We start from the raw sequence: 22,124 nt of genomic DNA on the forward strand, positions 1-22,124 counted from the left end.
ACACGCCAGACTTTACTAGGCGTGTTTTTGGTTCTACTGCATTTATTGCAGCGGTTAAGCGGCAATTACCATTTCATTTCGCCTTTATGAACTTTAGCACCAATGCTAAGAGCCATAGGTAATACAGCCTCAGGGTATGAGTTGGTCATTTTATCTATCAGCAGCTTACTGTTATCACTATTTTGCTTAGCGTGTGCAAAATCCTTTAAATACTGGATTGAAAAATCAATATTTGCAGCATCTAATTGGGTGCCTGCTTTCATATGCCCAGGGATCACCACTTCAGGGTTTAGTGCTTTCATTTCATTAAGTTGCTTTGCCCATGCATTTTGCTCTGCTTGAGTTTGTGCATCGGCCATCCATAAATGAACATTAGCGTATACAGCCACATTTCCTAAAATAGCTTTATTATCAGGTATCCATAAATAAGGACGATGATTATGCTCACCCTCTGTGCCACGAATTTCAATGGTATGGCCTTCTATTTTTAAGCTATTACCATTAAATATCTTAGGTACGACGGGGTTTTTAGGTGCGTTTTCACCCATTTTTGGCGTCCAAAAAGCAAGTTTGCCTTTAAGCTTTGCTGCTATTTTTTGGTGCACTGCCGGTGTGGTTATAATCTTTGCGTCAGGAAAAAACTGCTGTAACACTTCAGCGCCAAAGTAGTAATCAGGATCGGCTTGGCTAATAAAAATAGTTTTTAGTTGTTTACCAGAGTCAATTACTTTGGCGGCAATGCGCAGTGCATCTGCTTTGGTAAATCCGGTATCAATTAAAATTGCATCGGTACGGCCATAAACCAGCGTGGCATTAACATGAAAGCTATTGCTGTCAGCGTTATACACATCAAGGGTTAGTGGGGTTTCGTCTGCAATAGCAATATTGCTGGCTAATAGTGTGCTTAGTAAAAGAGTGCGTAGGTTCATAGTATTCTCATCATTGGTTGCTAATGCGAGCATAATAAAGGTTTGATATGTTCAGAAAAACAACCAATAATTAGCATCATTGTTTCATAAATCGTGCAAATACTATGGATAAACTCACCGCAGCGCAGGTTTTTGTGGATGTTGCCTACTCAGGCAGTTTTACTGCCACTGCCGATCGGCTTGAAATGTCACGCCCTATGGTTACTCGTCATATTGAGTCGGCGGAGGCTTGGTTAAATACGCGCTTATTGCATCGCACTACCCGTAAAGTAACGCTTACCACCGCCGGCGAGGCCTGTTTACCCGAAATAGAGCAATGGTTAGCACAGGCTAACCGTTTAGTTGAACAAACAAAAAGCCAGCAACAGTTGTCAGGTAAAATACGAGTAGCGACCAGTATGTCGTTAGGTTTTGCGCAATTAGCCCCTATATTTACACGCTTTATGAAACGTCATCCTAACGTGCAAATAGACATAGATCTTGAAGACTCAACCACAGATCTAATAGAGCAACGTGTTGATTTGGCAATACGTATTGCAGCCAATCCTGATCCTTCGTTAATAGGTAAACCTATTGCCGAGTGTGAATCTATATTAGTGGCCTCAGCCAGCTACCTTGCTGATTATCCGCCAATAACGACACCACAACAGTTAAGCGCTCATCAGTGTTTAGGCTATAAAAACTTCGACCGATATATTTGGCATTTACACAACGGGGATGAGTTTCAATCTGTTGATGTTAAATGTAATTTAAGTGCAAACGAGGCCACCACATTACTTCATGCAGCCATAGCCGGTGGTGGTATTTCAGTACAGCCTACGTATTTGGCAAATCAATATATACTTGATGGTCGCTTGCAGCGTGTATTAGCGCCATGGACATCAAACCCAATGAAAATATATGTGCTTTACCCTTCTCGTCAGCATTTATCGACAACAGTAAGAGCACTAATCGACACGCTCAGTGATGAATTTAAAAATCCAGCATGGTAATTAATTATAAAAGTTTGGGTTTAAACCATAGCTTTGTGCGTTAAGCATGCTGATATTGTGTAAGTTATTTTGTTACAGTAAATGTAATAAGCGCCTTAATCTATAAAGGTCAGCAGACCCAAGGAACAATAACAATGAATCTGATCAAAACATCGGGCTTGGCACTGGCCATTGTTGCGGGCTTAGGCTTGCAAGCATGTTCAAGTACCAGCATAACAACCAACAATAATGCAGCGATGAGCACCGTGAATAACCCATTAAGCCTAGCGCAAATTTATAAAGATAAAGAATTTAAAACCCAGCGAAGCACTTACTTTAAGTGGCTAGACGATGGTACCGGCTACACTGTGCTTGAAGAGCGCGAAAGCGAAAAAGAAAAAGCAGATGATAACAACGCCGATGACGAAAAAGAGCACGGCGTAAAAGGCAACGACATTGTATTTTACAATGCTGACGGCACAGGCCGTAAAGTACTGGTTGAGTTTGAAAAGCTGTTGCCAGAGGGCGCAGACGAGCCATTTGCAATCGAAAGCTATCAGTGGTCAAAAGACGGTAAATGGCTGATGGTATTTACCAACAGCGAGCAAGTTTGGCGTTCGCGCAGCAGAGGCGACTTTTGGTTACTTAACCTTGAGACAAACCAATTACAGCAATTAGGTGGTAAAGACGTTGAGCCAACTAAGTTAATGTTTGCTAAGTTCTCGCCAGATAGCTCAAAAGTGGCTTACGTGCGCGACAACAATATTTATATGCAAGCGGTTGGTAGTAACGATGTAACCGCGCTCACAACCGATGGCAGTGCCACCATTGTTAACGGTAATTTTGATTGGGTATACGAAGAAGAATTTACTATTGCCGATGGTTTTCGTTGGAGCCCCGACAACAAATCAATCGCCTATTGGCAGCTTGATACCAGTGACGTTAAATTTTTCACTATGATCAACAACACTGACGAACTGTACCCTACCCTTAAAGAGTTCCCTTATCCTAAAGCGGGTGAAACCAACTCTGCCGTGCGTGTTGGTGTGGTAAGCCTTAGCGACAAACAAACCCGTTGGGCTGAGCTTGAAGGCGATAACCGCGACCGTTATATTCCGCGTATTAGCTGGGCAGGCACCGGTAATGAATTAATGATTCAAGACTTAAACCGCCCACAAAGCCATAACAAAGTGTGGTTGTTTGATTGGCAAAAGCAGCAACTGACTAAAATTTTAGAAGACAAGGACGATGCGTTTATCGAATGGTTTTATAAAGCCAACTGGTCAAAAGACGGTGAGTTTTTTATTTGGCATAGCGAACGCGACGGCTGGCGTCATCTTTACCGTGTATCGCGCGATGGCAAAACTATTATCGACCTAACCCCAGGCGATTTCGACATTATTGATATGCTGAGCATCAATGAAGACAAAAACGTAATGTATTTTATTGCCTCGCCAAACGATCCTGGTCAGCGTTATTTATACAGCACACCGCTTGATGGCAGCAGCAAACCGGTACGGGTAACGCCTGCTGAGTTTGAAGGTTCAAACAGCTACTACATGTCAAAAGATGCCTCATGGGCTATGCACACTTACTCAAAATTTGGTACGCCACCGACTAAAGAGATCATTAAAGTGAGCGATCATAGTAATGTAAAAACCTTAGTTGAAAATACAAAGCTTAAACAAAAACTGGCTGAACAAAGCTTACCAAAGCATGAGTTTTTTAAAGTAAACGCGCAAGATGGCACCGAGCTTGACGGCTACATTATGTTCCCAGAGAACATGGATAAAAGTAAAAAATACCCAATTGTGTTTTACGTATACGGCGAACCATGGGGTTCAACCGTGCAAGACCGCTGGGAAGGTAACAGTTACTTATATAAATCGTTACTAACGCAAAAAGGTTTTATTGTGGCATCGGTTGATAATCGTGGTACACGTGCACCAAAAGGCCGAGATTGGCGCAAATCGATTTATAAAAAAATTGGTTCTATCACAGTGCAAGACCAAGTTGATGCGCTAGATGCCATGGCTAAACGTTGGGATGTAATCGACACCGAGCGCGTTGGCGTGTGGGGACACTCTGGGGGCGGTAGTTCAACCCTTAACTTGTTATTCCGCCACGGTGATAAATTTAAAGTAGGCATTGCCTCAGCACCCGTGCCAGACATTCGTTTGTACGACACCATTTACCAAGAGCGTTATGCGGGCAACCCAAACACCGATCCTGAGAGTTACGATAACACCTCGCCGATTACCTTTGCTAAAAACCTAACCGGTAAGCTATTGCTTATTCACGGCACAGGCGATGATAACGTGCATTATCAAGGCTCAGAACGCTTAATTGATGAGCTTGTAAAGCATAACAAGCAGTTTGAGTTTTTCTCATACCCTAACCGCTCACACAGCTTACGCGAAGGCAAAGGCACCACTTTGCATTACCATACTATGATGGCTGACTTTTTTGAAAAGCACTTACTAAACAAGTAATCGCTTTAAAAAAATAAAATACTAAAGCCGCACACTAATTATTAGTATGCGGCTTTTTTAATCAAAATGTAACGGGGGTTTACAGGATTCAGTTGTAAGGGAAAAGGTTTAAGGATAATTTTTTATTAGGTAATAAATGTTGTTGAATAGCACTACAAAACTATAAAAAGATAGACTATTAGTTATTTCTAAATTACTTAACATTTAATTCGAATACTTTAATAAGTTTTTCGACTGTCTTCACACAATCAATATTCACGCAGCCATGAAGTTCATTGTATTTGAGTAGTGCTACTAAATAAGAGCGATAACCTTTTATTTTATTTTGTAACTGATCATCAGCAAATTTATTATAAAAATTTAAATTTTTACCGAATTTTGCTTTAAACTTATTGGGGTTTAATTTAAATTGATTTTCCATGATATAGGTAGGGCTTTGTTTCTTTCTAAGTAATGCTGCAAGTTTCTTAAGTGTTTTTAGCTTTTTATTTGATAATCTGATTTTTCCAACGGGTTTTTCTTTTAGAACATTAAATAGGCTTTTCTCAATTTTCTTATTTTGAATTACATAACCATTGAGAGAAATAGTGTTTTCTGCTTCCTTCCTTTTTCTTTTTTTTAACTTGAGAGACAAGGTTGATATAAATATAGATATGTCTCTTTCAAACTGTTCTGAATGTAAATATCGACTTTTGTACGAAGAAAATAACATATCATCTGCATAACGAGTGTAAGTAATCCCTTTTTCTTCACAGAGTTTCTGAATAAGAATATCTACTCTTCTGAAAATAATATTAGATATAATAGGTGATGAAGAAAATCCTATGGGAAGGATTTCTCTTGCTTTCAGATCTTGGTCAACATGATCATTGCTAACTTTATGAGTAACAGACATATATGCAATATCTAAAGCAGAGTATTTAGCTCCGTTTTTTGTATCGTTAAAATGTTGGCTAAGTAGTTCTCTAACTTCGCTTACAGGTATCGAATGAAAGAACTTTTTTATATCCAGCCTTAGAAAGAAATACCCTGTTATATGTGGCCTAAGAAAATCATAATAGGACTTTCCTGCTACAAAGCCGCATGCAGATGAATTAATAGGATTTTTGTTTAAAACAAATTTAGTTATCCTATCATTTATATCTTTATGTAGAGAATTTTGAGCTATTTCGAAGAAACTGTCAGGGCCGACTTTTGACTCTCTCACACTTGGTGAGAATTCATTGAATATTTCGCTTTGTCCTTTAAGGATTGCTTTTTTAAAAAATTCATCACTAATTTTAGTATTAATCATAGATGCTTCAACCTGATACAAAAGAACACCATTACACCGTAGGTGTGACTTAGAAGCATGCTAATCGGCGACATCAGATTAGTGCCTATTGGGGCTGCGCTCAAAGCCACAGAAGAACAGGTTTTCTGTGGCTGAGAACTGGAGAAGCAAGCTCTCAGATACTCGTAATAACTCATATCTCCCCTCTACTATCAGGTTGAAGCCTTCGAATAATATCATATAGTTCAGGGAAATAAATTTTAAATACACTGCCGAATGATTGTTTCTTCTCCATAGACTCTTTTTCTATTTGCTCAACAGCATAGTTGATAAAACTTGTTGTCCACCCATCAGTTTTCTTCAAATATTTATTTTTAACTATTCTCATTTCTAATAAATTCATTAGGATTTTTGCATGTCTAGAGGAGTAACGTAATTTACCTTGGGCTTTTTTAGTTTTCTGCATATTTTGCTTATATGTTTCAGGGTTAAAGTAGCTGTAATCCGTTAGCGCTTTAGACTTACCATTGAAGATCACTCGAATATAATCTATCAGCATTTCTTCGTTTAGGTATTTACTTTGTTTTAATCGATTTAAAATAGAAGCTGTATCTGATTTGTACTCTCTATCCAACCATTTGTAGACTATGCTAGAGCTATCATTTTGAATTAAGCACCCCTCTAGTGTTGTTCTATTTATATAAATATTTTTATTAAGTAATTGATTTTTTACAGCCATGAAAATTCGTTCAAAACCTGATTTATCAGTGAAGTCTTGCGAAGTTTTATTGACCTCAACAGGCTTTTTTTTGCTGGATATTAAGCAAGCTAAGTTTTCTTTTCTAGCTTTATAATTTTTACTGAACCCCATTTTGTATCTATTATACTCAGCCTTTAATGATTCAGTCTTAAAATCGAAATAATTGCCGTTTTTTTGAAGCTCTAATGATAACTTTTTGGGTTCTCCTTTTATCGATATTGCTTTATCTGCGTCGAATAAAAACATATATGGAATGGCTGTGTTTGAATAAGATGGATTAACTCGTTCTCCAATAACATTGTTGCTGCATTTATAAAGATCTATGTTTTTTAAGTGAGAAAAATGTTCTGTCAATTTCATATTACCAAAAACTTCTAATTCACTTTCACCTTCTACAAACAAGATAAAATCACTGAAGAAAAGTCTTGCTTCATTGTCACTAAATATGTTTATGAAGCTTTCATTATCGTAGGTTGAATTCAACTTACTAATTGTAGTTTTAGAATCGGTTTTTTTTTGAAAACAATAAATCCTTTGATTAACTCTAAATTTTTTTATTATTTCTTTTACAATATTTGGAGAGTGGGTCGTTAAAAAGACTCGTGGCCTTGTAATTCTATCATCACCATTTTTGCTATATTTGTAACTGGTATAAATATCCTGAATTAAAACTTCGTTCATTTTTGGATGAAGACCGAGTTCTGGTTCGTCTATGAAAACGAATGGTGTTATGTACTCTCTTCTAGATATTGTTATTAATATCTTAAGAAAAGTTTTGATAAAATGAAATGAGTTGGTTCCATCTGAGTGATATTTCAGATCATTCTCATCTATTTCAAAACGATAGCCCTTTAATCCAGCTTTAATATAGCTGAGTACTTTTTCTTTTTGAGTGCTTTGTCTTGTAGATATAGTATCGTTTAGGTCTGCTATATATTTTTTATACGAGTTATCACCGTTCGCATTGATTGATTTATCAAAGAAATTTATAACTGATTGCTCGTCAATATTAGACAGGTTAAATGATTTAAGTCTTGATATAAGATCCCATAAACTATCCCATTCATGTAGGTTCATATGTCTAGGTTCAATATGAAAAAATGGAAAAAGATACAAAATTAAGTTTAAGGTTTGCTTGTCGTTAGTGGACCACTTTACTTTACCATCATTATAAATGTTTAAAACTAAAGTATAGGTTGTATGATCATTATCGTATCGCATTAATGTAAATATACTTCGCATATGAAGTGGGATGAGTTTTCTAATTATTAATGCAAAGTATTGATTAGTAGGTTTTTTCCTCGCTATTCGATAAATTCTCGTTAGATCGAAAGTTATTGATATGGAGCCTTTGTATGAATAGTTTGAATTTAGTTTTGGTGGTAATTCCTCTTTACCATCTAATTTATTATAAAAAAATTTTAATACTTTAAGTAAGTTAGACTTACCAACGTTGTTACGGCCAACGATACAATTTAAGTCATTCAAATCCTCTACTAGTAGGTTGTCAAATGATAGCAAGTTAGTAATTTCAATTTTTTTTACGGTCATAATTTTCTTTTTTTATTATATAACAGCTAATTAGGCTATTGTTCATAGTTGTTGTACTGAAGAAACGGGCTCAACTTTAGTTCTTCTACATCAAAAATTTTAGGTGAACGTTAATTCCTCAAGCCGATGTGCTAAGAACTAACTTTCATTTTTATCACCAAAAACCGTTACTATCTTGTAATTGGCCCATGAGCTGTTTGCCAGCATAAACATCAAGTGATCTATTATTCATTGCCAGCCACCATGTTCTGGATTTGCATTAGTAATTTATTTTTAGCCTTTTCATCATGTTGAGGTATCACCACATCTATTTTTACTTCTAAGCCTAAAGCTTCCATTAAATCGAACGCGCGGCCAATTGATAACGAGCCTGTGCCATTTTCAAAGTCACTCACTGTATTAATACTAATACCAGAGAAATCTCCCGCAGTTTTTTGATCAAGCTTTTGGCTTTTTCTCACCATACTTGCCAATTTACCTAATTGTTTTGCTGACTTTATCGTGACTTCCATAACCCATCCAAAATTCACAGTGTTTTGTGAATAATAGTTAAAAAAGTACAAAAAAGCTAATCATTCACAATATTTTGTGAATTATAGCGAAAGTTAACTCACTAAGGGATAAATTCACAGTATTTTATGAATTAGTAAATTAATAGGCATGAACTTAATAAATTCACAATAAACTATGAATTTAGGTAATTGAAAATTTCACTCTCTTTTTAATCAAAATGGTGCGAGGGTTTACAATTGAGGTCAAAGGTTAAAGGAACAAGGTCAAAGAATTTTAGTTACGGTAAGTTGGGTAGAGTGCAACGAAACCCAACAAGGAAATACTGCTCAATGGCAATAATTGAATCGTTTAATACTAAACACAGCTTGGAATTAGAGAGGCATTAAAAAAGTAGCATCCTTGCTACTACAAGTGCGATATTAAGAGCTTGGTTGCGAAGGTTGATACTTATTAACGAGAATGTGCTGCAAACTTTTAAGAGCCCGCTTTATCGCTTGCAGCATACTTCTTCCTTTTGTATTTACATTAATACTGGGTAGCCCAGGCAAAAGAATATTAATTTTGCATTGCTGCAAAGTGCCGTGGCGCTCACTCGAAAGATCATTTATTTGAATCTCAACTTTACGAATATTTAAAGCATGTTTTGCCAATTGGCTTTTTATCAACTTCAAAAGCGACATCTTTTCACTTGCGTTAATTATCTTATTTTTAACTGTAAGTTTTAGCTTCATGCAATTACACCTTTTAATAGTAACTATGTTGCAGGCATGACTGTAATCTACTAACTTAGTGGCAAAGGAAAAAGCTGATTATTTCTTACTTTAAAACAGGTATTTTCGAATGATTACCAACATTAACTACAATCACTTATATTATTTTTGGCAGGTAAGTAAGCACGGCAGTATTGCAGCGGCGAGTAAAATACTTAATTTAACGCCGCAAACGGTCAGCTCACAAATTACTAACTTAGAGCAACGATTAGGAAAACCACTGTTTGTTCGCCAAGGCCGAGGCCTACAGTTAACGGAATTTGGCCATGTAACCCAGCAATACACCAATGATATGTTTGCTATTGCCCATGAATGGCTAGAAACCACGCAAGGTGATACCACGCAATATTCACGAACGTTAAAGGTGGGTATTTCAGACGTGTTGCCTAAATCACTGGTGTCGAAGTGGCTAGCGCCTTTAATTAATAACGACCGTATTACCAACTTGCACTGTATTGACGGCCAACAAGATGAGCTGCTGGCACAAATGGCGATTCATAAGATCGATTTAGTGTTAGCTGATAAACCACTCGATACTACCTTGTCATTTAAGGCGTTTTGTCATGAAATAGGCAAAAGCCAAATCGCTCTTTTTGGTAACGAAACATGGCATTCGCAATTACATAAGCAGTTTCCGCAGTCTTTAAACAACAAGCCTTTAGTGCTCCCCGCAAAAGAAAGCCCCGTCGCGCGTGCTATTTATTATTGGCTGCAAGAGCAAGATATTGAAATGACAATAGCTGGCCATGTTGACGACAGCGCATTAATGAAGTCGTTAGGTGAGCAAGGGTTTGGGGTATTCCCTGCGCCTATTTTGGTAAGAGCCGAAGTAGAGCGCCATTACGGCGTTAATTACATTGGTACAATTGATAATGTTTATCAGCATTATTATGCCTTTACACCCGACAGGCTCATTAAAGACAGTATTTATGATGAATTTATAAAGCATGCGCAAATGACGTAGATTTTAGTTAATCGCTTTAAGATTGACGGGCGTCGCGGTGCGGGGTACGGACTTAGAACCTTACAGTTCAAATAAATATATTAAAAATATTAATAAAGCGATAAAGAATACCGGAGTGAGCAAATAAAATATGATATTGGCTACTATTTTATTGTTATCTCTAAACTTTAGTACTTTTTGGCGTGCGGCAATTAAGGCTGGAAATGTAATAAATCCTTGGATACCGATAGCTAAAGTAATAGTAAGTTGCATGATAATAATTTGCCAGTATTGCTCTGGGTCATCAATTAACGATGCTTGTTGATAGTCGCTGCCTGTCGTTCCAAGCTGATGAGCAGTTCCTGTAATTAACCCTATAATAGGTGATATCAAAAAGAATAAAGCAACACTTAAGATTGTTTTATCAACTTTATCCCTTAATTTAACTATTTTCATAGCATCCTTGCCTTAAAGTTTATTATTTCAAAATATATTCGCAAGCAAGCCTGCGAACTTTAACCTTATCGAGTAAACATATTGATTGCCATTATTATTAATAAGCCGGCAAATATTTTCTTTATGGTTGAAACTGGCAAATAATGGGTGGCTTTAGCACCGAGCGGTGCAGTAAACCATGAGGTGCATACAATACCCAATAAAGCGGGCAAATACACAAAGCCCGCAAATCCTTCTTTTAGGCTAAATAACTGGCTGCCTGAACTGATATAACCCATTGAACCAAACAGGGCTATCACAATGCCTGAGGCTGATGCGCAGCCTATGGCTTTTTTCATATCAACAGAAAAAAACGTCAGTAGCGGCACTAATACGGCTCCGCCGCCAATACCAATCATGGCAGACAAGCCACCGGTTATGGTCGTATAAACACTCAGTAGTCCTTTATTTGGTAACGGGCGCTCTAATGATGAATCATTCTTACCTGAAAAAATCATTTTTAGTGCAATTAGCACCACGCTTACAGCAAATACCAAACGCACTACATGCTCGGGTAACAGCGCAGCTATAAAGCCACTAATAAGCGCACCAAAGGCAACGCCTGCCATAACCCAAGGTGCAATATCCCACGGTACATTGCCATTTTTATGATGCGCAATAGCCGACGAGGTCGAGGTAAATAAAATAGAGGCCAGCGAGGTCGCAATGGCAACCACCACTACTTGTTCAGGTGGCAAAGCATTAAAGTGCAGTAATATCATGCTGAGTATGGGCACAATCACTAGCCCGCCCCCTATTCCTAATAAGCCTGCTAAAAAACCAACACCGCTACCTAATATGGCGCAGTATATAATTAACACTATTAAATCACTCATTCCTTTTGTCTCTTCTTATGTTGTGGAAAGTTCTGCGACGGCGAGCTGCTTAATAAAGCGCTTAAGCTCACCTAAGTTTATTCGAGTATATCAACAACCGTTTATGCAAATTGGACTTTAAGTACTTATGAGCATTGAATAATACTCACGTTTTGTATGAATAAATCACAACACCCGTAAAAACATCTAGAAATCTAGACTTCTAAAGTGGGTTTTGTCTGAGTGGGAGCGTCTACTGGCCTAATTTATCCATTCAACTTTGTTAAAGAATGAATCTGGCTCATGTTTTACCTGAAATAATACCGTTTTTCTTCATGCTACATAGCGCGTATAAATTTATTAACTCTGCAAAGCACCATTACAGTTATCCCGTTAGTTTGGTTTTAACAGCGAGTAATGTGTCATTGATAAAAGCAGTAACAACTCAAATTGAAAGGATACGGCTATGAGCACTGATCTTACATTTACTATTAAAAGCACTAACTTGGATGAAAACTACCATCCGTCAAATAACACACGAATTACGACCAATTTCGCTAATTTAGCTAGGGGTGAAAGCCGCCAACAAAACCTGCGTAATACCCTAAAAATGATCAACAACCGCTTTAATGCACTGGCCAGTTGGGATAACCCACAAGGGGATCGTTACGAGATTGAGCTCGAGATCATTTCGGTTGATTTAGATATTACTAGCAGTGGTCAGGCATTTCCGTCAATTGAGGTATTAAAAACCAATATTATTGACCGTCAAACCAACGAGCGAATTGAGGGCATGGTGGGTAATAACTTTTCATCGTATGTGCGCGACTACGACTTTAGCGTGTTACTACTTGAGCATAACAAAAGCAAACCGCAATTTAGCATTCCCGATAACTTTGGTGACTTACACGGCAAGTTGTTTAAATGCTTTGTAAACTCAAATACATATAAACAGCATTTTAAAAAGCCACCTGTTATTTGTTTAAGCGTGTCTGATAACAAAACCTATCAGCAAACCGAAAACTTACACCCTATTTTAGGCGTAGAGTATCAGCCTAATGAGTCGTCGTTAACAGAGCAATACTTTAAAAAAATGGGCTTACAAGTGCGCTACTTTATGCCACCAAATAGCGTTGCGCCGTTAGCGTTTTACTTTTTTGGTGACCTACTTAACGACTACAGCAACCTTGAACTAATTAGCACCATTAGCACTATGGAAACGTTTCAAAAAATTTATCGTCCAGAAATTTATAACGCCAACGCCGCCGCAGGTAGCCGTTATAAACCTAATTTAAAAAATGACGACCATTCGTTAACGCAAATTGTGTATGACCGCGCAGAGCGAGGTCAATTAGCGATTGAGCAAGGCAAATTTACCGAGCAGCACTTTATTAAGCCTTATCAGTCAGTATTGCAGCAGTTCTCGGCAAGTATCGCTTAATCACACAACAAAATTAAAGGCAGCATTTATTATGAAAAAACTATTACCCACTTCATCAGCAGGCAGCTTGCCAAAACCGTCATGGCTTGCTGAGCCCGAAACCTTATGGTCACCGTGGAAATTACAAGGTAGTGAGCTGATTGATGGCAAACACGACGCCTTGCGTATTTCCCTGCACGAGCAACAAACCGCAGGCGTAGATATAGTCAGCGATGGCGAACAAACTCGCCAGCACTTTGTAACCACCTTTATTGAGCACTTAAATGGCGTTGATTTTGAAAACCGTAAAACAGTTAAAATTCGCGACCGTTACGACGCCAGCGTACCCACAGTGGTTGGCCCTGTGTCTCGCACTAAATCGGTATTTGTTGAAGACGCCAAGTTTTTACGCCAACAAACAAGCCAATCAATTAAATGGGCATTGCCTGGGCCAATGACCATGATCGACACCCTGTATGACGATCATTATAAAAGCCGTGAAAAACTAGCATGGGAATTTGCTAAAATACTCAACCAAGAAGCCAAAGAGTTAGAAGCCGCAGGGGTCGACATAATTCAATTTGATGAACCCGCTTTTAACGTGTTTTTTGACGAGGTAAACGACTGGGGCATAGCCTGCCTAGAGCGAGCCATAGAAGGGTTAAAATGCGAAACCGCCGTGCATATTTGCTATGGCTACGGCATTAAAGCCAACACCGATTGGAAGAAAACCCTTGGCACCGAGTGGCGACAATACGAAGAGGTATTCCCTAAGCTGCAAAAGTCGAATATTGATATTATTTCGCTCGAATGCCAAAACTCACATGTACCCATAGAGCTACTCGAACTGGTGCGCGGTAAAAAAATAATGGTGGGCGCAATCGATGTAGCCACCAATACCATAGAAACCCCTGAAGAGGTGGCCAAAACCCTACGCGAAGCACTTAAATATGTAGATGCCGACAAACTCTACCCCTGCACCAACTGCGGCATGGCCCCCCTACCCCGCGACATCGCAAACGGCAAACTCAACGCCCTAAGCAAAGGCGCAGAGCTAGTACGTAACGAGCTATTAGCAGTGAATGTCGCTTAATTTTTAGTTATAGCTGCTGCAAAAAAGCCACACCTTAACACACGTTGAAGTGTGGCTTTTTTAATCAAAATGTAACGGGGGTTTACAGTTGAAATGCAAGGTTAAAGGCAAAAGGTGAAAGGTTTTAAGTTAGTTGAATATTGGTTGGGTAGAGTGCAACAAACCTAGTGTAATTAAATAAATTTAACCGAGTCGCTTGGTATTAATGACTGAGTGAAAATTGCCATAGTCAGACAATGGCAATGCCGCCTTAAGCGGCGAGTAAAAGTTGGCTAAAATGTGAAGCGAAAAGAGCCAACTGCTACTAATACAACTAATTCGCCTTTAAGGCTTTATTATTAGCCTTTATTATCATAATTAGTTGATTTATTGATGAAATAACCAAATCAGGTTTCTCCAATGGTATATTGTGCCCTACAACATTTGAAGTAATATGAATAGAGTTTGGGTTATTCTTGACTAACGAGGAATGTAGGTTTCTCCAAACCTTTTTGCCTTCGGAACTATGGCCAATCCACCAATCACTTTCAGCGTTCTTAGTAGATGTGACAACAATCGTAGGTATCGTCATTATTGTTCCGCCATCTGATAACATGCCTTTTTTATATTCACTTTGTAATACAGCCCATTCTCGATTGTCAGCCATAATAGTATTTAATTTTTTCTCATCATTTTCGGCCCATTCATTATTTAATTTTTTAAGTTTATTTGAAAAAAGTTCGTGGCTTGGGTCAAGTAAAACCATTCCACTGATGTGGTCAGAAAAAGAAGCCGCATATTCTCGAGCATGTAAGCCTCCATAAGAATGGCCAACTAAGATAATGTCTTTTTCCACTTTTAGCGTTGCCAACAAGTCATTTAAACGTTTATTCGAACTCTTTAACGAAACGTCAGATAAATCAGTGGATTTACCAATTCCAGCACGTGAATAAATAATAATTCGCTGCTTTAATTCCTGTAAATCTCGAAGTAAAGGCTTCCAGTAATTTACACCCATACCAACACCTGATTCGATAACGATATTGAACTCACCTTCTCCAATTTCGATGTATTCAAGGTTTGCACCATTGATTTCAGCGACGCTAACATGTGACTGACTAAAAGAGCTAAAGCTCATAATTAGTATGTAACATAAGCTGAGTAATACGAGTATTTTCAACTAACTCTCCTTGGCTTATAATACTCAACAAAGTAGTGAGCATCGCTACCACCAACCTAGACTATTGTGCCGTAAATACAAATTTCAAACCGGAGTGAAATCGTCAACACCCTTAAATTGTTTGTTAGATTTAAACACCTAATTCATACTTATGACCTTTATATGTAGATTCCAAAAGATCAACAACCCTTTTCCACTCATCACCTCGTTTTAAGGCCAGATGCTTCAATACACATGAAAAGTTGTATTCATCCATAATTGACTTAAAGTCGATAAACTGTTCTGCCAAAATCACACCATCAATAAATGAATACCAATCATTTGTTGAATCACTATTCATTACAGCTTTAAAAACTGGAGTTTCAAGTAAAAATCTATGCTGAGATAGTTTATTCAAAATTTTCCAACGGTCTTTTCTCGATTCATTAGCCTTCCATGCCATATCAAAGGCACTTAATATTGTTTTCTTATCCCTTTTATTATTCTTTGCTGAAATAACAAAAAAACCTTCCCAACAAACCTCGCTCTCACCTCTAGCCATCGCTTTTTCGATCGTATCAATGTCAAGGTTGCTAACTTTTTCACCACCGGATATAAATAATCTTTTTTGATGAACCAGTCTCTTCATGTATTCTGAGGATTCTGAATAATGCTCCATAAGATTTTCATACAAATCAGAGAACTCAGCTTTACAAATCAAGCGTATAAATTCGTGAATGTAGTAAATAGATAAAAAGCTTTCATTAATCAGGGAGCCAATCATCTCATCTAGCTTTTTAGGATTATTGGAAGTATTTAATTTTCTAGCAATGTAATAAGATGTTAAGTATTCAACAAACTTCATGTGTCGAAACCTTAACATTCTTGCATTCGCTGAATCTCTCACAATAATCTGCTCAGAGATTAAGTTCTTAACTATTAAGTCAGAGACTTCTGAAAGTGATGAATAATCACTCTTAATTATTGAAACAACTTCATCATAGGAAACTTCATTCTTACATTTACTTGCAATTAGCGCAGAAATGCTCGAGCATAATGCCATGAGTATATTAGGATAAAAACCAGAGATAGGTCTTTTATGTATATCGTCTTTTTTTCTATCAAAGAATAATTTTAAAACAGTATCATCCATTACATCATCAATATAAACATCCCCTTCATATTCATGTGCCTCAGAAAAAACCTGCAAATTGAATGGATGTGAAAGAACATCTAGATATTTTTTATTTAACTTTGTTTTTAAATCATATTTAAAACTATTAGAATATTTTTTAATTGCCAATTTAGTTTCTTCATAGTTAAAGTACGAAAATCTCTTTTTCAAGTTGTGCTTTTCTAAGCCTTCAAAGGTTGATTCCCAATCCCTCCAAAAATCTTCTCTGATAGTAAAGACCAACATTATTGGAAAGCACAATAACCCCTTTATCTTTGCTTTATTGTTTAGATCCTCAATACCTTTAATTAGTGCTCTTACCTCTTTACGTTTTTGTGCACTTGCTTGAGATTCATCTAGCGAATCGATAACCAAGACTATAGGCTTATCAACATAAATTAAACTTTCAAGCCCATTACTATCATCAATATCAGAAAGGCGATCAATAAAACAATCAATATCATTTTGAAGAGCGGCCTTTACTGAACCAAAATACTTTTCATTATCTAACGACAAGTTTACTGATAACGTTGTTTTTCCAGCTCCGGAGAGATCTCTTACTAAAGTAATTTGTTTAGGCTTTAGTCTATCTGATGAATAAGCCTTTTCACCGTGTATATGGGACTTAATATTAGAATCTAATTTACTTGGTTTTAGTAGGTTAATGAATGAGACTAAATTTTCATCTACTTTTCTTTCGACATAAATATTTTCATGGTGAGCAATTTTGTGCCTACGTAAAAAAACTGAAGACTCTTTTGTACATATCGCATGTATCTTTGAGTTAATCTCATCACGACTAAATACCCAATTTTTTATTTTATTTAGATCATCTGGTTGGGATTTGAATTTTGATCTAGCTTGGAAAACAGAATATCTAATATAGTCACTGATACGTAGATTGTTTTTTAATAAATTATTCCATACTGCGCCAGCAATAACTATTGTCGTAAGCCCTTCCTTGTTTAACATTTCTGCGCTACGAAACACTTCATCATTAACGCCATAAAGAGAACAAAACAACCCTATACATTGCCCTTTTCTTTTTCTGACTTTTAGTTCAAAATCTTCCCAGTCATGTGAACCAGCGGTAATTACTTTATCTTTTGCTTTTGCCTCAACTAAAAAATGCCAAGAATTCCACTCAAAAAAAGCATCCAGTTGTTCTGTTGCAGTCGATGCTGTAATTGGTGGTCTATATGACCAAGGTAAGATTTCCCTAAGTGATTGTTCAAACATATAACCACGCTTAGGTGCATCATTTTCTTCTTTTAGTAGCAAAATATCTTTGTATGACACAAGCTCTCCTTTAAATCTAACGCTTACTTGAGTAGTTAAAAAAAAGTTGGTTAAAATGCGTAATGAAGCCTAACCAACTATTTTTGTTCCGTTTGAAGTGCTTGTTATGTTTTTTTGACTTGAGTACCACAAACTATTCGAAATTCATATTGCTCTGAATTCTTACCCAAGTAACTTACTAGACTTGGTCCCATCGGTGACATGAAAGTGTACTCTTCTCCCACACTAGCGTAGCGCTTGGTATCGTTAAGATATATAACAGCATTACGACCAGACTCCGTTTCAACGCCTAAAGTATTTTCATTTCCACAAACTGTCACAGCTTGCCCATATGAAAGAATAAGATCTGCGTTAGAGTTATAGCTAGAATTAGCATTACGGCTTTTCATCGATAACGCAATTCCAGTAACATCTCGTGATTTTGCTTCAAAGTGAACACTCGTTTGGACAATATTATTAACTCTATTAATAATATCTCCAAACCCAACTTTAATATTTTGAGGTATATCTGATCTGTTAGTCATTAGAGCAATACGATTATTTAAGGCTTTTTGCTCTAAAATAAGTTCTTTACTAATATGACTTAATTCCGTGACACCTTTGGATAAAGGTTCATTTGTCTTAAAATATTTAGACTTTAGAATATCAAAACCTACTGTTGAAGCACTACCCAATACAGCACAAGTTACTCCAATTATTAATTCCTTTTTCATACAACAACCTTATACAACAGATAAATTTTTTTAAAACATAATGCCGTTTTAAGCGGCAAATAACAGTTGGCTAAAATAAGTGGGGCACGAAAAAAGCCAACTGTAATTTCTCCGGCTTGAAAACCTTTGTTAGGTTTTTTTTCTGCTACAGATAACGACAAACTTTCCAATTCCTTTTGTATTTCAATATTAACAGTACCTATGAGCTCAAGTATCGAAACCAAATCATTCTTATCGAAACGCATAGGTGGTAAAATTTCCGTAGCTGTTGGCTTTTTTAAATATTATAGGTTTTATATTTCTAGCTGAAACATCACTATTTGCATAAACATCATTACGAAGATTAAGAAGGCTCTGATGGAGTATTTTCAGCTTTTGAATTAATACCCTTTGCAATTTTTTTGGAAACTTCGACCATCTCCTACATTCAGTGAAAGAGCGACAATATGAAACTACCAACGTTGTCACATACGCACTTTGATGCAAATAACTTTGCTAATCGGTTTCCCAAGGTTCAAGGTGCCAACCTTGGTCTAATAAATTGCCAGCAAAGAATGCTGATTGGCTTAAATCTTGCGGAGCTACATGAAGCAGCCCGTAATCCTGATACGAATTATCTTTACTATTCGAGTGCATACTTTATCAAAAACCTAATAATTTAATCGTGCGCTCATCGCGCATACTTCTGCCGACTTAACGCTCATTTGTCTACTTTATATAGTTTTAACAAATTACCTAAAGTATTACTATCATTAAGTTTTCTAAAAATTTAAAGTAAAGTGAAATAGAACAATACGCGCTTTTGCACATATTTATAAATATATGAGCACAGAGCTGTTTGACCAATTGATTAACTATTATATTTGTCCAATCCCAAGGCTCAGTTTTTGCCCACACCTGACTACTCAAAAGCCTATCGCGAAAAGATAGGCAAATTGCACTTATAAACTCAACAATCCTTTTACCCATTCTAAAATGTGGCGAGTATCTCTGGTTTGAAAGCGCTGCTGATTTATTACTAGATCAGAAGCCACCACTCTATGCGGTATTTTTAACCAAATCGTAACGGGGGGTTACAGTATTCAACTGAATGCAAAGCTGTTCGTTAGCAAAAGGTTACTATTGCCATTGCTTTGTGTAAAAGCATTGCGGTTAAGGATTATTTTTTGGTTTTTTAATTTATATTCAATGTGGTCGCTATATTGTTTTGAAGTGCTATTCTGATATATCAATTTGTAATTAATGCCGTTTTAATTAAGGATACTGGTCGTTGTTTTTTATTAAACCTAAGTTTATTTACAGCTCTTGTTCTATTTACAAACCTAAAATATCGTTTTCATTATTTTTTGTGCTGCTGTGTTTGCCATTTTTTGCAAATGCTCAATTTGTCATTGGCATAGTAGGAAAAACTAAAAACGATAGCTTTTATATTCAGGCGTACAAAGGGTGTACCGAGTTTGCAAAATCACAGCCTGACGTTACCTGTAAATATGATGGGCCTGATGATTATCAAGATATTCGAACCCAAGCTTTAATTATTAATGACATGATAAAAAGTGGGATTGATGGTTTATTAGTTTCAATATCAGATTCTGATTATTTGGTAGAGAGAGCCCTTAAAGATTTATTTGAAAAAAACATTCCTGTTATTACTTTTGACTCAGATTTATTAGCAAAAGATCACCAGTACAGGCTCGCTTACGTTGGTACTGATAATTTTGACTTTGGTGTTGCGTTAGGCAATCAATTAAAGAATTTAGTAAGTGAAGAAAATAAGCGTATTTGTATTCAATCTGGTCATCCTACTGCACCAAACTTAAATAAAAGAATCGCAGGTGTTAGGTTTGCGCTTTCTGGGCAAAGTAGTCAGCGCTTATCGGGGGAAAATGGCTGGAGCGAGTATAACCGCTGCCCGCTTTATAGTTTAGGAAAAAGGGGCGCCTCCTTAGAGCAAGTAAAAAGCCTTACAAAGATGGACAAGCCTCCTGCGTTTGTTGCTGTTGCCGGTTTTGCGCAATTTAATACTGAGTACATAGACTTGATGACACCCTACAAACATAAACTTGATTCAAAAGAACTTATTATTGTTTCAGCAGATACCGAAAAAATACAATTAGACGCGCTTAGCAAAGGTTTATCTTCATCAAATGTTGGTCAAAATCCATATGAAATGGGGCGACTCAGTGCGCAGTTAATGTATAACGTAATTAAGCATAATATAAAGCCTGCTGAAGCGTTTTATTTTTTAGACTTTCATTACTGCCAACAAAGCAACGCCCAAACATGTACTGTAAATTATTAATATTTAACCACAATGTGTTGAAATATTCACTTTGGACACCCAATTTACCATGCGCTATTTTTAACCAAACCGTAACGGGGGTTTACAGTAACTGCTTAAAACGCGGGCGCTTTTACTGTACTTTATTAACTGATAAGGTGATTAATATTGAGTAGTAAAATTGCGCTTTAGAAACGATTTAAACAGGAGTCATTAATGGCAACTACACTGGCGTTTGATGTATACGGTACGCTTATAAACACCCATGACGTGGTGTCGTTACTTGAAAATATGGTTGGTGATAACGCGCACGCATTTTCAACTACTTGGCGTGAAAAACAACTCGAATATTCGTTTAGGCGTGGCTTAATGCAAAACTACGTGCCGTTTTCGGTGTGTACTGAGCAGGCACTTAATTATGCGTGTTTACTGCACAAGGTAACTTTAAGCGATGAGCAAAAAGCACAGTTATTAGCGCGTTATAAAACCCTACCCGCATTCGATGATGTTAAAGCAGGGCTTGAGAGCTTAAAAGCACAAAACTATCGGTTGTTTGCGTTTTCTAATGGTGCGGCCAGTGCGGTAAATACCTTGCTCGAAGCCGCAGGTATAAGTGAGCTTTTTGAAGGCGTGGTGAGCGCCGATGACATTAAAACCTTTAAACCCAACCCCGGTGTTTATAGTCATTTTTTACGTCAGGCAAATTCAACCGGTGCTAATACGTGGTTGATATCGAGTAACCCGTTTGATGTTATTGGGGCGTTATCTCATGGTATGCGTGCTGCGTGGATACAGCGCTCAAGTGAGGCTATTTTTGATCCCTGGGAACTAATGCCTACAATAACGGCGTGCGATTTACATGATTTAAAAACCAAGCTGGCAAGTAATAACCAGTGAGGCAGGGGTTAAATTACAGCAATGAAAGGCTAGGTTTGCGCTTACAAACCTAGCCTTTTTTAGTCTTTAATTGCAATGGCAATTTCTATTTCGTTACTGTTTTTATAATACTCAAAATTACTGGTGTAAGTACGTTCATAGCGGCAATCGTCTGAGCTGAAGTATTGCCAAATTTCGCCCCATAAATCGATCACCGCATCGGGCATTTCACCCTCACCTTTAAATACCAAATAACGCCCCGCTTGGGTGGTTACTTTTTTAGCTTCAGGGAGTTTAATTGATAAATTATCGCAGCAGGCAATTACGTCAAAATCGCCTGTGAGATCGCTTTCGTAATTAGTATACACACCATACACTTTGGTGTTTTCTGTAAGGCTGTTGGCAAACTTTTCACCAAATTTTTGCCAAAGTTCAGCTATGTTTGCAGTGCCAGCGTTCATTTCATTGGCGTTGCAGGTTCTTACTTTTAAGCCGATTAAGGTCTGACTTGCTAGTTGCTTTACTTCCATCATGACGTCCTTTAGCGTTAATACAAACACCAACGTAACAGAAAAATCGCCAATACTTTAAATATTGTATTAAATATTTCATAAATAA

The 22,124-nt window shown here is 37.2% G+C and carries 20 protein-coding genes; 7 read left to right on the top strand and 13 right to left on the bottom strand.

Annotated elements, in window-relative coordinates; all coding sequences use genetic code 11:
* Positions 1-65: 65 nt before the first annotated feature.
* Complete coding sequence (locus CWB76_RS06795) at positions 66-929, bottom strand: MBL fold metallo-hydrolase (protein ID WP_171039598.1); 864 nt, start codon at positions 927-929, stop codon at positions 66-68.
* 104 nt (positions 930-1,033) lie between these two features.
* Here CWB76_RS06795 and CWB76_RS06800 point away from each other — a divergent pair, with 104 nt between their 5' ends.
* Together CWB76_RS06800 and CWB76_RS06805 are read left to right on the top strand one after the other, a co-directional pair.
* Complete coding sequence (locus CWB76_RS06800; protein ID WP_138606379.1) at positions 1,034-1,921, top strand: LysR family transcriptional regulator; 888 nt, start codon at positions 1,034-1,036, stop codon at positions 1,919-1,921.
* A gap of 134 nt (positions 1,922-2,055) precedes the next feature.
* The gene (locus CWB76_RS06805; RefSeq protein WP_138606381.1) at positions 2,056-4,392 is read left to right on the top strand and encodes a S9 family peptidase; all 2,337 of its coding nucleotides are present in this window, start codon (positions 2,056-2,058) and stop codon (positions 4,390-4,392) included.
* Positions 4,393-4,585: 193 nt separating this feature from the next.
* Here the strand turns inward: CWB76_RS06805 and CWB76_RS06810 are convergent, their stop codons facing one another.
* The 4 genes from CWB76_RS06810 to CWB76_RS06825 all read right to left on the bottom strand — a co-directional run bounded on the left by CWB76_RS06810 (position 4,586) and on the right by CWB76_RS06825 (position 9,220).
* The gene (locus CWB76_RS06810) at positions 4,586-5,707 is read right to left on the bottom strand and encodes a reverse transcriptase domain-containing protein (RefSeq protein WP_212751291.1); all 1,122 of its coding nucleotides are present in this window, start codon (positions 5,705-5,707) and stop codon (positions 4,586-4,588) included.
* Positions 5,708-5,858: 151 nt separating this feature from the next.
* Positions 5,859-7,976: a retron Eco8 family effector endonuclease gene (locus CWB76_RS06815; RefSeq protein ID WP_138606383.1), complete on the bottom strand. Its 2,118-nt coding sequence runs from the start codon at positions 7,974-7,976 to the stop codon at positions 5,859-5,861.
* Positions 7,977-8,200: 224 nt separating this feature from the next.
* Complete coding sequence (locus CWB76_RS06820) at positions 8,201-8,488, bottom strand: helix-turn-helix domain-containing protein (protein WP_138606385.1); 288 nt, start codon at positions 8,486-8,488, stop codon at positions 8,201-8,203.
* 420 nt (positions 8,489-8,908) lie between these two features.
* Positions 8,909-9,220 (bottom strand): hypothetical protein, encoded by a 312-nt coding sequence (locus tag CWB76_RS06825; RefSeq protein WP_008110823.1) that lies wholly within the window; start codon positions 9,218-9,220, stop codon positions 8,909-8,911.
* 109 nt (positions 9,221-9,329) lie between these two features.
* Here CWB76_RS06825 and nhaR point away from each other — a divergent pair, with 109 nt between their 5' ends.
* Entirely contained in the window at positions 9,330-10,223 is an 894-nt protein-coding gene (gene nhaR, locus CWB76_RS06830; RefSeq protein WP_138606387.1) for a transcriptional activator NhaR, read from the top strand.
* Between the two features lie 60 nt (positions 10,224-10,283).
* Here nhaR and CWB76_RS06835 read toward each other — a convergent pair whose 3' ends face one another.
* On the bottom strand, positions 10,284-10,658 hold the full coding sequence (locus CWB76_RS06835; RefSeq protein ID WP_109875006.1) for a hypothetical protein: 375 nt from the start codon (positions 10,656-10,658) through the stop codon (positions 10,284-10,286).
* Positions 10,659-10,723: 65 nt separating this feature from the next.
* Positions 10,724-11,533: a sulfite exporter TauE/SafE family protein gene (locus CWB76_RS06840; RefSeq protein ID WP_138606389.1), complete on the bottom strand. Its 810-nt coding sequence runs from the start codon at positions 11,531-11,533 to the stop codon at positions 10,724-10,726.
* Positions 11,534-11,978: 445 nt separating this feature from the next.
* Here CWB76_RS06840 and CWB76_RS06845 point away from each other — a divergent pair, with 445 nt between their 5' ends.
* Positions 11,979-12,953, top strand: a complete 975-nt coding sequence (locus CWB76_RS06845) for a DUF1852 domain-containing protein (protein WP_138606390.1) — start codon at positions 11,979-11,981, stop codon at positions 12,951-12,953.
* Between the two features lie 31 nt (positions 12,954-12,984).
* Positions 12,985-14,025: a methionine synthase gene (locus tag CWB76_RS06850; protein WP_138606392.1), complete on the top strand. Its 1,041-nt coding sequence runs from the start codon at positions 12,985-12,987 to the stop codon at positions 14,023-14,025.
* A 313-nt stretch (positions 14,026-14,338) separates the two neighbouring features.
* Here the strand turns inward: CWB76_RS06850 and CWB76_RS06855 are convergent, their stop codons facing one another.
* From CWB76_RS06855 to CWB76_RS20050, 5 genes are all read right to left on the bottom strand, one after another.
* Positions 14,339-15,184, bottom strand: a complete 846-nt coding sequence (locus CWB76_RS06855; RefSeq protein ID WP_138606394.1) for an alpha/beta fold hydrolase — start codon at positions 15,182-15,184, stop codon at positions 14,339-14,341.
* Between the two features lie 130 nt (positions 15,185-15,314).
* Positions 15,315-17,636 carry an NACHT domain-containing protein gene (locus CWB76_RS06860; RefSeq protein ID WP_138606396.1) on the bottom strand — a complete coding sequence of 774 codons (2,322 nt, stop codon included), beginning with the start codon at positions 17,634-17,636 and terminating at the stop codon, positions 15,315-15,317.
* Positions 17,637-17,740: 104 nt separating this feature from the next.
* A complete protein-coding gene (locus CWB76_RS06865) occupies positions 17,741-18,349 on the bottom strand; it encodes a hypothetical protein (RefSeq protein ID WP_138606398.1) in 609 nt (202 codons plus the stop codon).
* Positions 18,346-18,594 (bottom strand): hypothetical protein, encoded by a 249-nt coding sequence (locus CWB76_RS06870; RefSeq protein ID WP_138606400.1) that lies wholly within the window; start codon positions 18,592-18,594, stop codon positions 18,346-18,348. Before CWB76_RS06870 ends, CWB76_RS06865 begins: the two co-directional genes overlap by 4 nt.
* Before the next feature lie 250 nt (positions 18,595-18,844).
* Complete coding sequence (locus tag CWB76_RS20050; RefSeq protein ID WP_171039599.1) at positions 18,845-18,985, bottom strand: hypothetical protein; 141 nt, start codon at positions 18,983-18,985, stop codon at positions 18,845-18,847.
* A gap of 634 nt (positions 18,986-19,619) precedes the next feature.
* Here CWB76_RS20050 and CWB76_RS06875 point away from each other — a divergent pair.
* Together CWB76_RS06875 and CWB76_RS06880 are read left to right on the top strand one after the other, a co-directional pair.
* Positions 19,620-20,651 carry a substrate-binding domain-containing protein gene (locus CWB76_RS06875; protein ID WP_138606402.1) on the top strand — a complete coding sequence of 344 codons (1,032 nt, stop codon included), beginning with the start codon at positions 19,620-19,622 and terminating at the stop codon, positions 20,649-20,651.
* A gap of 195 nt (positions 20,652-20,846) precedes the next feature.
* Positions 20,847-21,527, top strand: a complete 681-nt coding sequence (locus tag CWB76_RS06880) for a haloacid dehalogenase type II (RefSeq protein WP_138606404.1) — start codon at positions 20,847-20,849, stop codon at positions 21,525-21,527.
* A gap of 59 nt (positions 21,528-21,586) precedes the next feature.
* Here the strand turns inward: CWB76_RS06880 and CWB76_RS06885 are convergent, their stop codons facing one another.
* The gene (locus CWB76_RS06885) at positions 21,587-22,036 is read right to left on the bottom strand and encodes a GyrI-like domain-containing protein (RefSeq protein WP_138606459.1); all 450 of its coding nucleotides are present in this window, start codon (positions 22,034-22,036) and stop codon (positions 21,587-21,589) included.
* Between the last annotated feature and the right edge of the window lie 88 nt (positions 22,037-22,124).

Origin of the sequence: Pseudoalteromonas sp. S1609 (genome assembly GCF_005887255.1) — a bacterium.
In the GTDB taxonomy this organism is placed as follows: domain Bacteria; phylum Pseudomonadota; class Gammaproteobacteria; order Enterobacterales; family Alteromonadaceae; genus Pseudoalteromonas.

Excerpts from the sequence above, each read along its gene's own strand:
- CWB76_RS06795 (WP_171039598.1), bottom strand. The coding sequence starts at position 929 with ATGAACCTACGCACTCTTTTACTAAGCACACTATTAGCCAGCAATATT.
- CWB76_RS06800 (WP_138606379.1), top strand. The coding sequence starts at position 1,034 with ATGGATAAACTCACCGCAGCGCAGGTTTTTGTGGATGTTGCCTACTCA.
- CWB76_RS06805 (WP_138606381.1), top strand. The coding sequence starts at position 2,056 with ATGAATCTGATCAAAACATCGGGCTTGGCACTGGCCATTGTTGCGGGC.
- CWB76_RS06815 (WP_138606383.1), bottom strand. The coding sequence starts at position 7,976 with ATGACCGTAAAAAAAATTGAAATTACTAACTTGCTATCATTTGACAAC.
- CWB76_RS06820 (WP_138606385.1), bottom strand. The coding sequence starts at position 8,488 with ATGGAAGTCACGATAAAGTCAGCAAAACAATTAGGTAAATTGGCAAGT.
- CWB76_RS06825 (WP_008110823.1), bottom strand. The coding sequence starts at position 9,220 with ATGAAGCTAAAACTTACAGTTAAAAATAAGATAATTAACGCAAGTGAA.
- nhaR (WP_138606387.1), top strand. The coding sequence starts at position 9,330 with ATGATTACCAACATTAACTACAATCACTTATATTATTTTTGGCAGGTA.
- CWB76_RS06835 (WP_109875006.1), bottom strand. The coding sequence starts at position 10,658 with ATGAAAATAGTTAAATTAAGGGATAAAGTTGATAAAACAATCTTAAGT.
- CWB76_RS06840 (WP_138606389.1), bottom strand. The coding sequence starts at position 11,533 with ATGAGTGATTTAATAGTGTTAATTATATACTGCGCCATATTAGGTAGC.
- CWB76_RS06845 (WP_138606390.1), top strand. The coding sequence starts at position 11,979 with ATGAGCACTGATCTTACATTTACTATTAAAAGCACTAACTTGGATGAA.
- CWB76_RS06850 (WP_138606392.1), top strand. The coding sequence starts at position 12,985 with ATGAAAAAACTATTACCCACTTCATCAGCAGGCAGCTTGCCAAAACCG.
- CWB76_RS06865 (WP_138606398.1), bottom strand. The coding sequence starts at position 18,349 with ATGAAAAAGGAATTAATAATTGGAGTAACTTGTGCTGTATTGGGTAGT.
- CWB76_RS06870 (WP_138606400.1), bottom strand. The coding sequence starts at position 18,594 with ATGCGTTTCGATAAGAATGATTTGGTTTCGATACTTGAGCTCATAGGT.
- CWB76_RS20050 (WP_171039599.1), bottom strand. The coding sequence starts at position 18,985 with ATGCACTCGAATAGTAAAGATAATTCGTATCAGGATTACGGGCTGCTT.
- CWB76_RS06880 (WP_138606404.1), top strand. The coding sequence starts at position 20,847 with ATGGCAACTACACTGGCGTTTGATGTATACGGTACGCTTATAAACACC.
- CWB76_RS06885 (WP_138606459.1), bottom strand. The coding sequence starts at position 22,036 with ATGGAAGTAAAGCAACTAGCAAGTCAGACCTTAATCGGCTTAAAAGTA.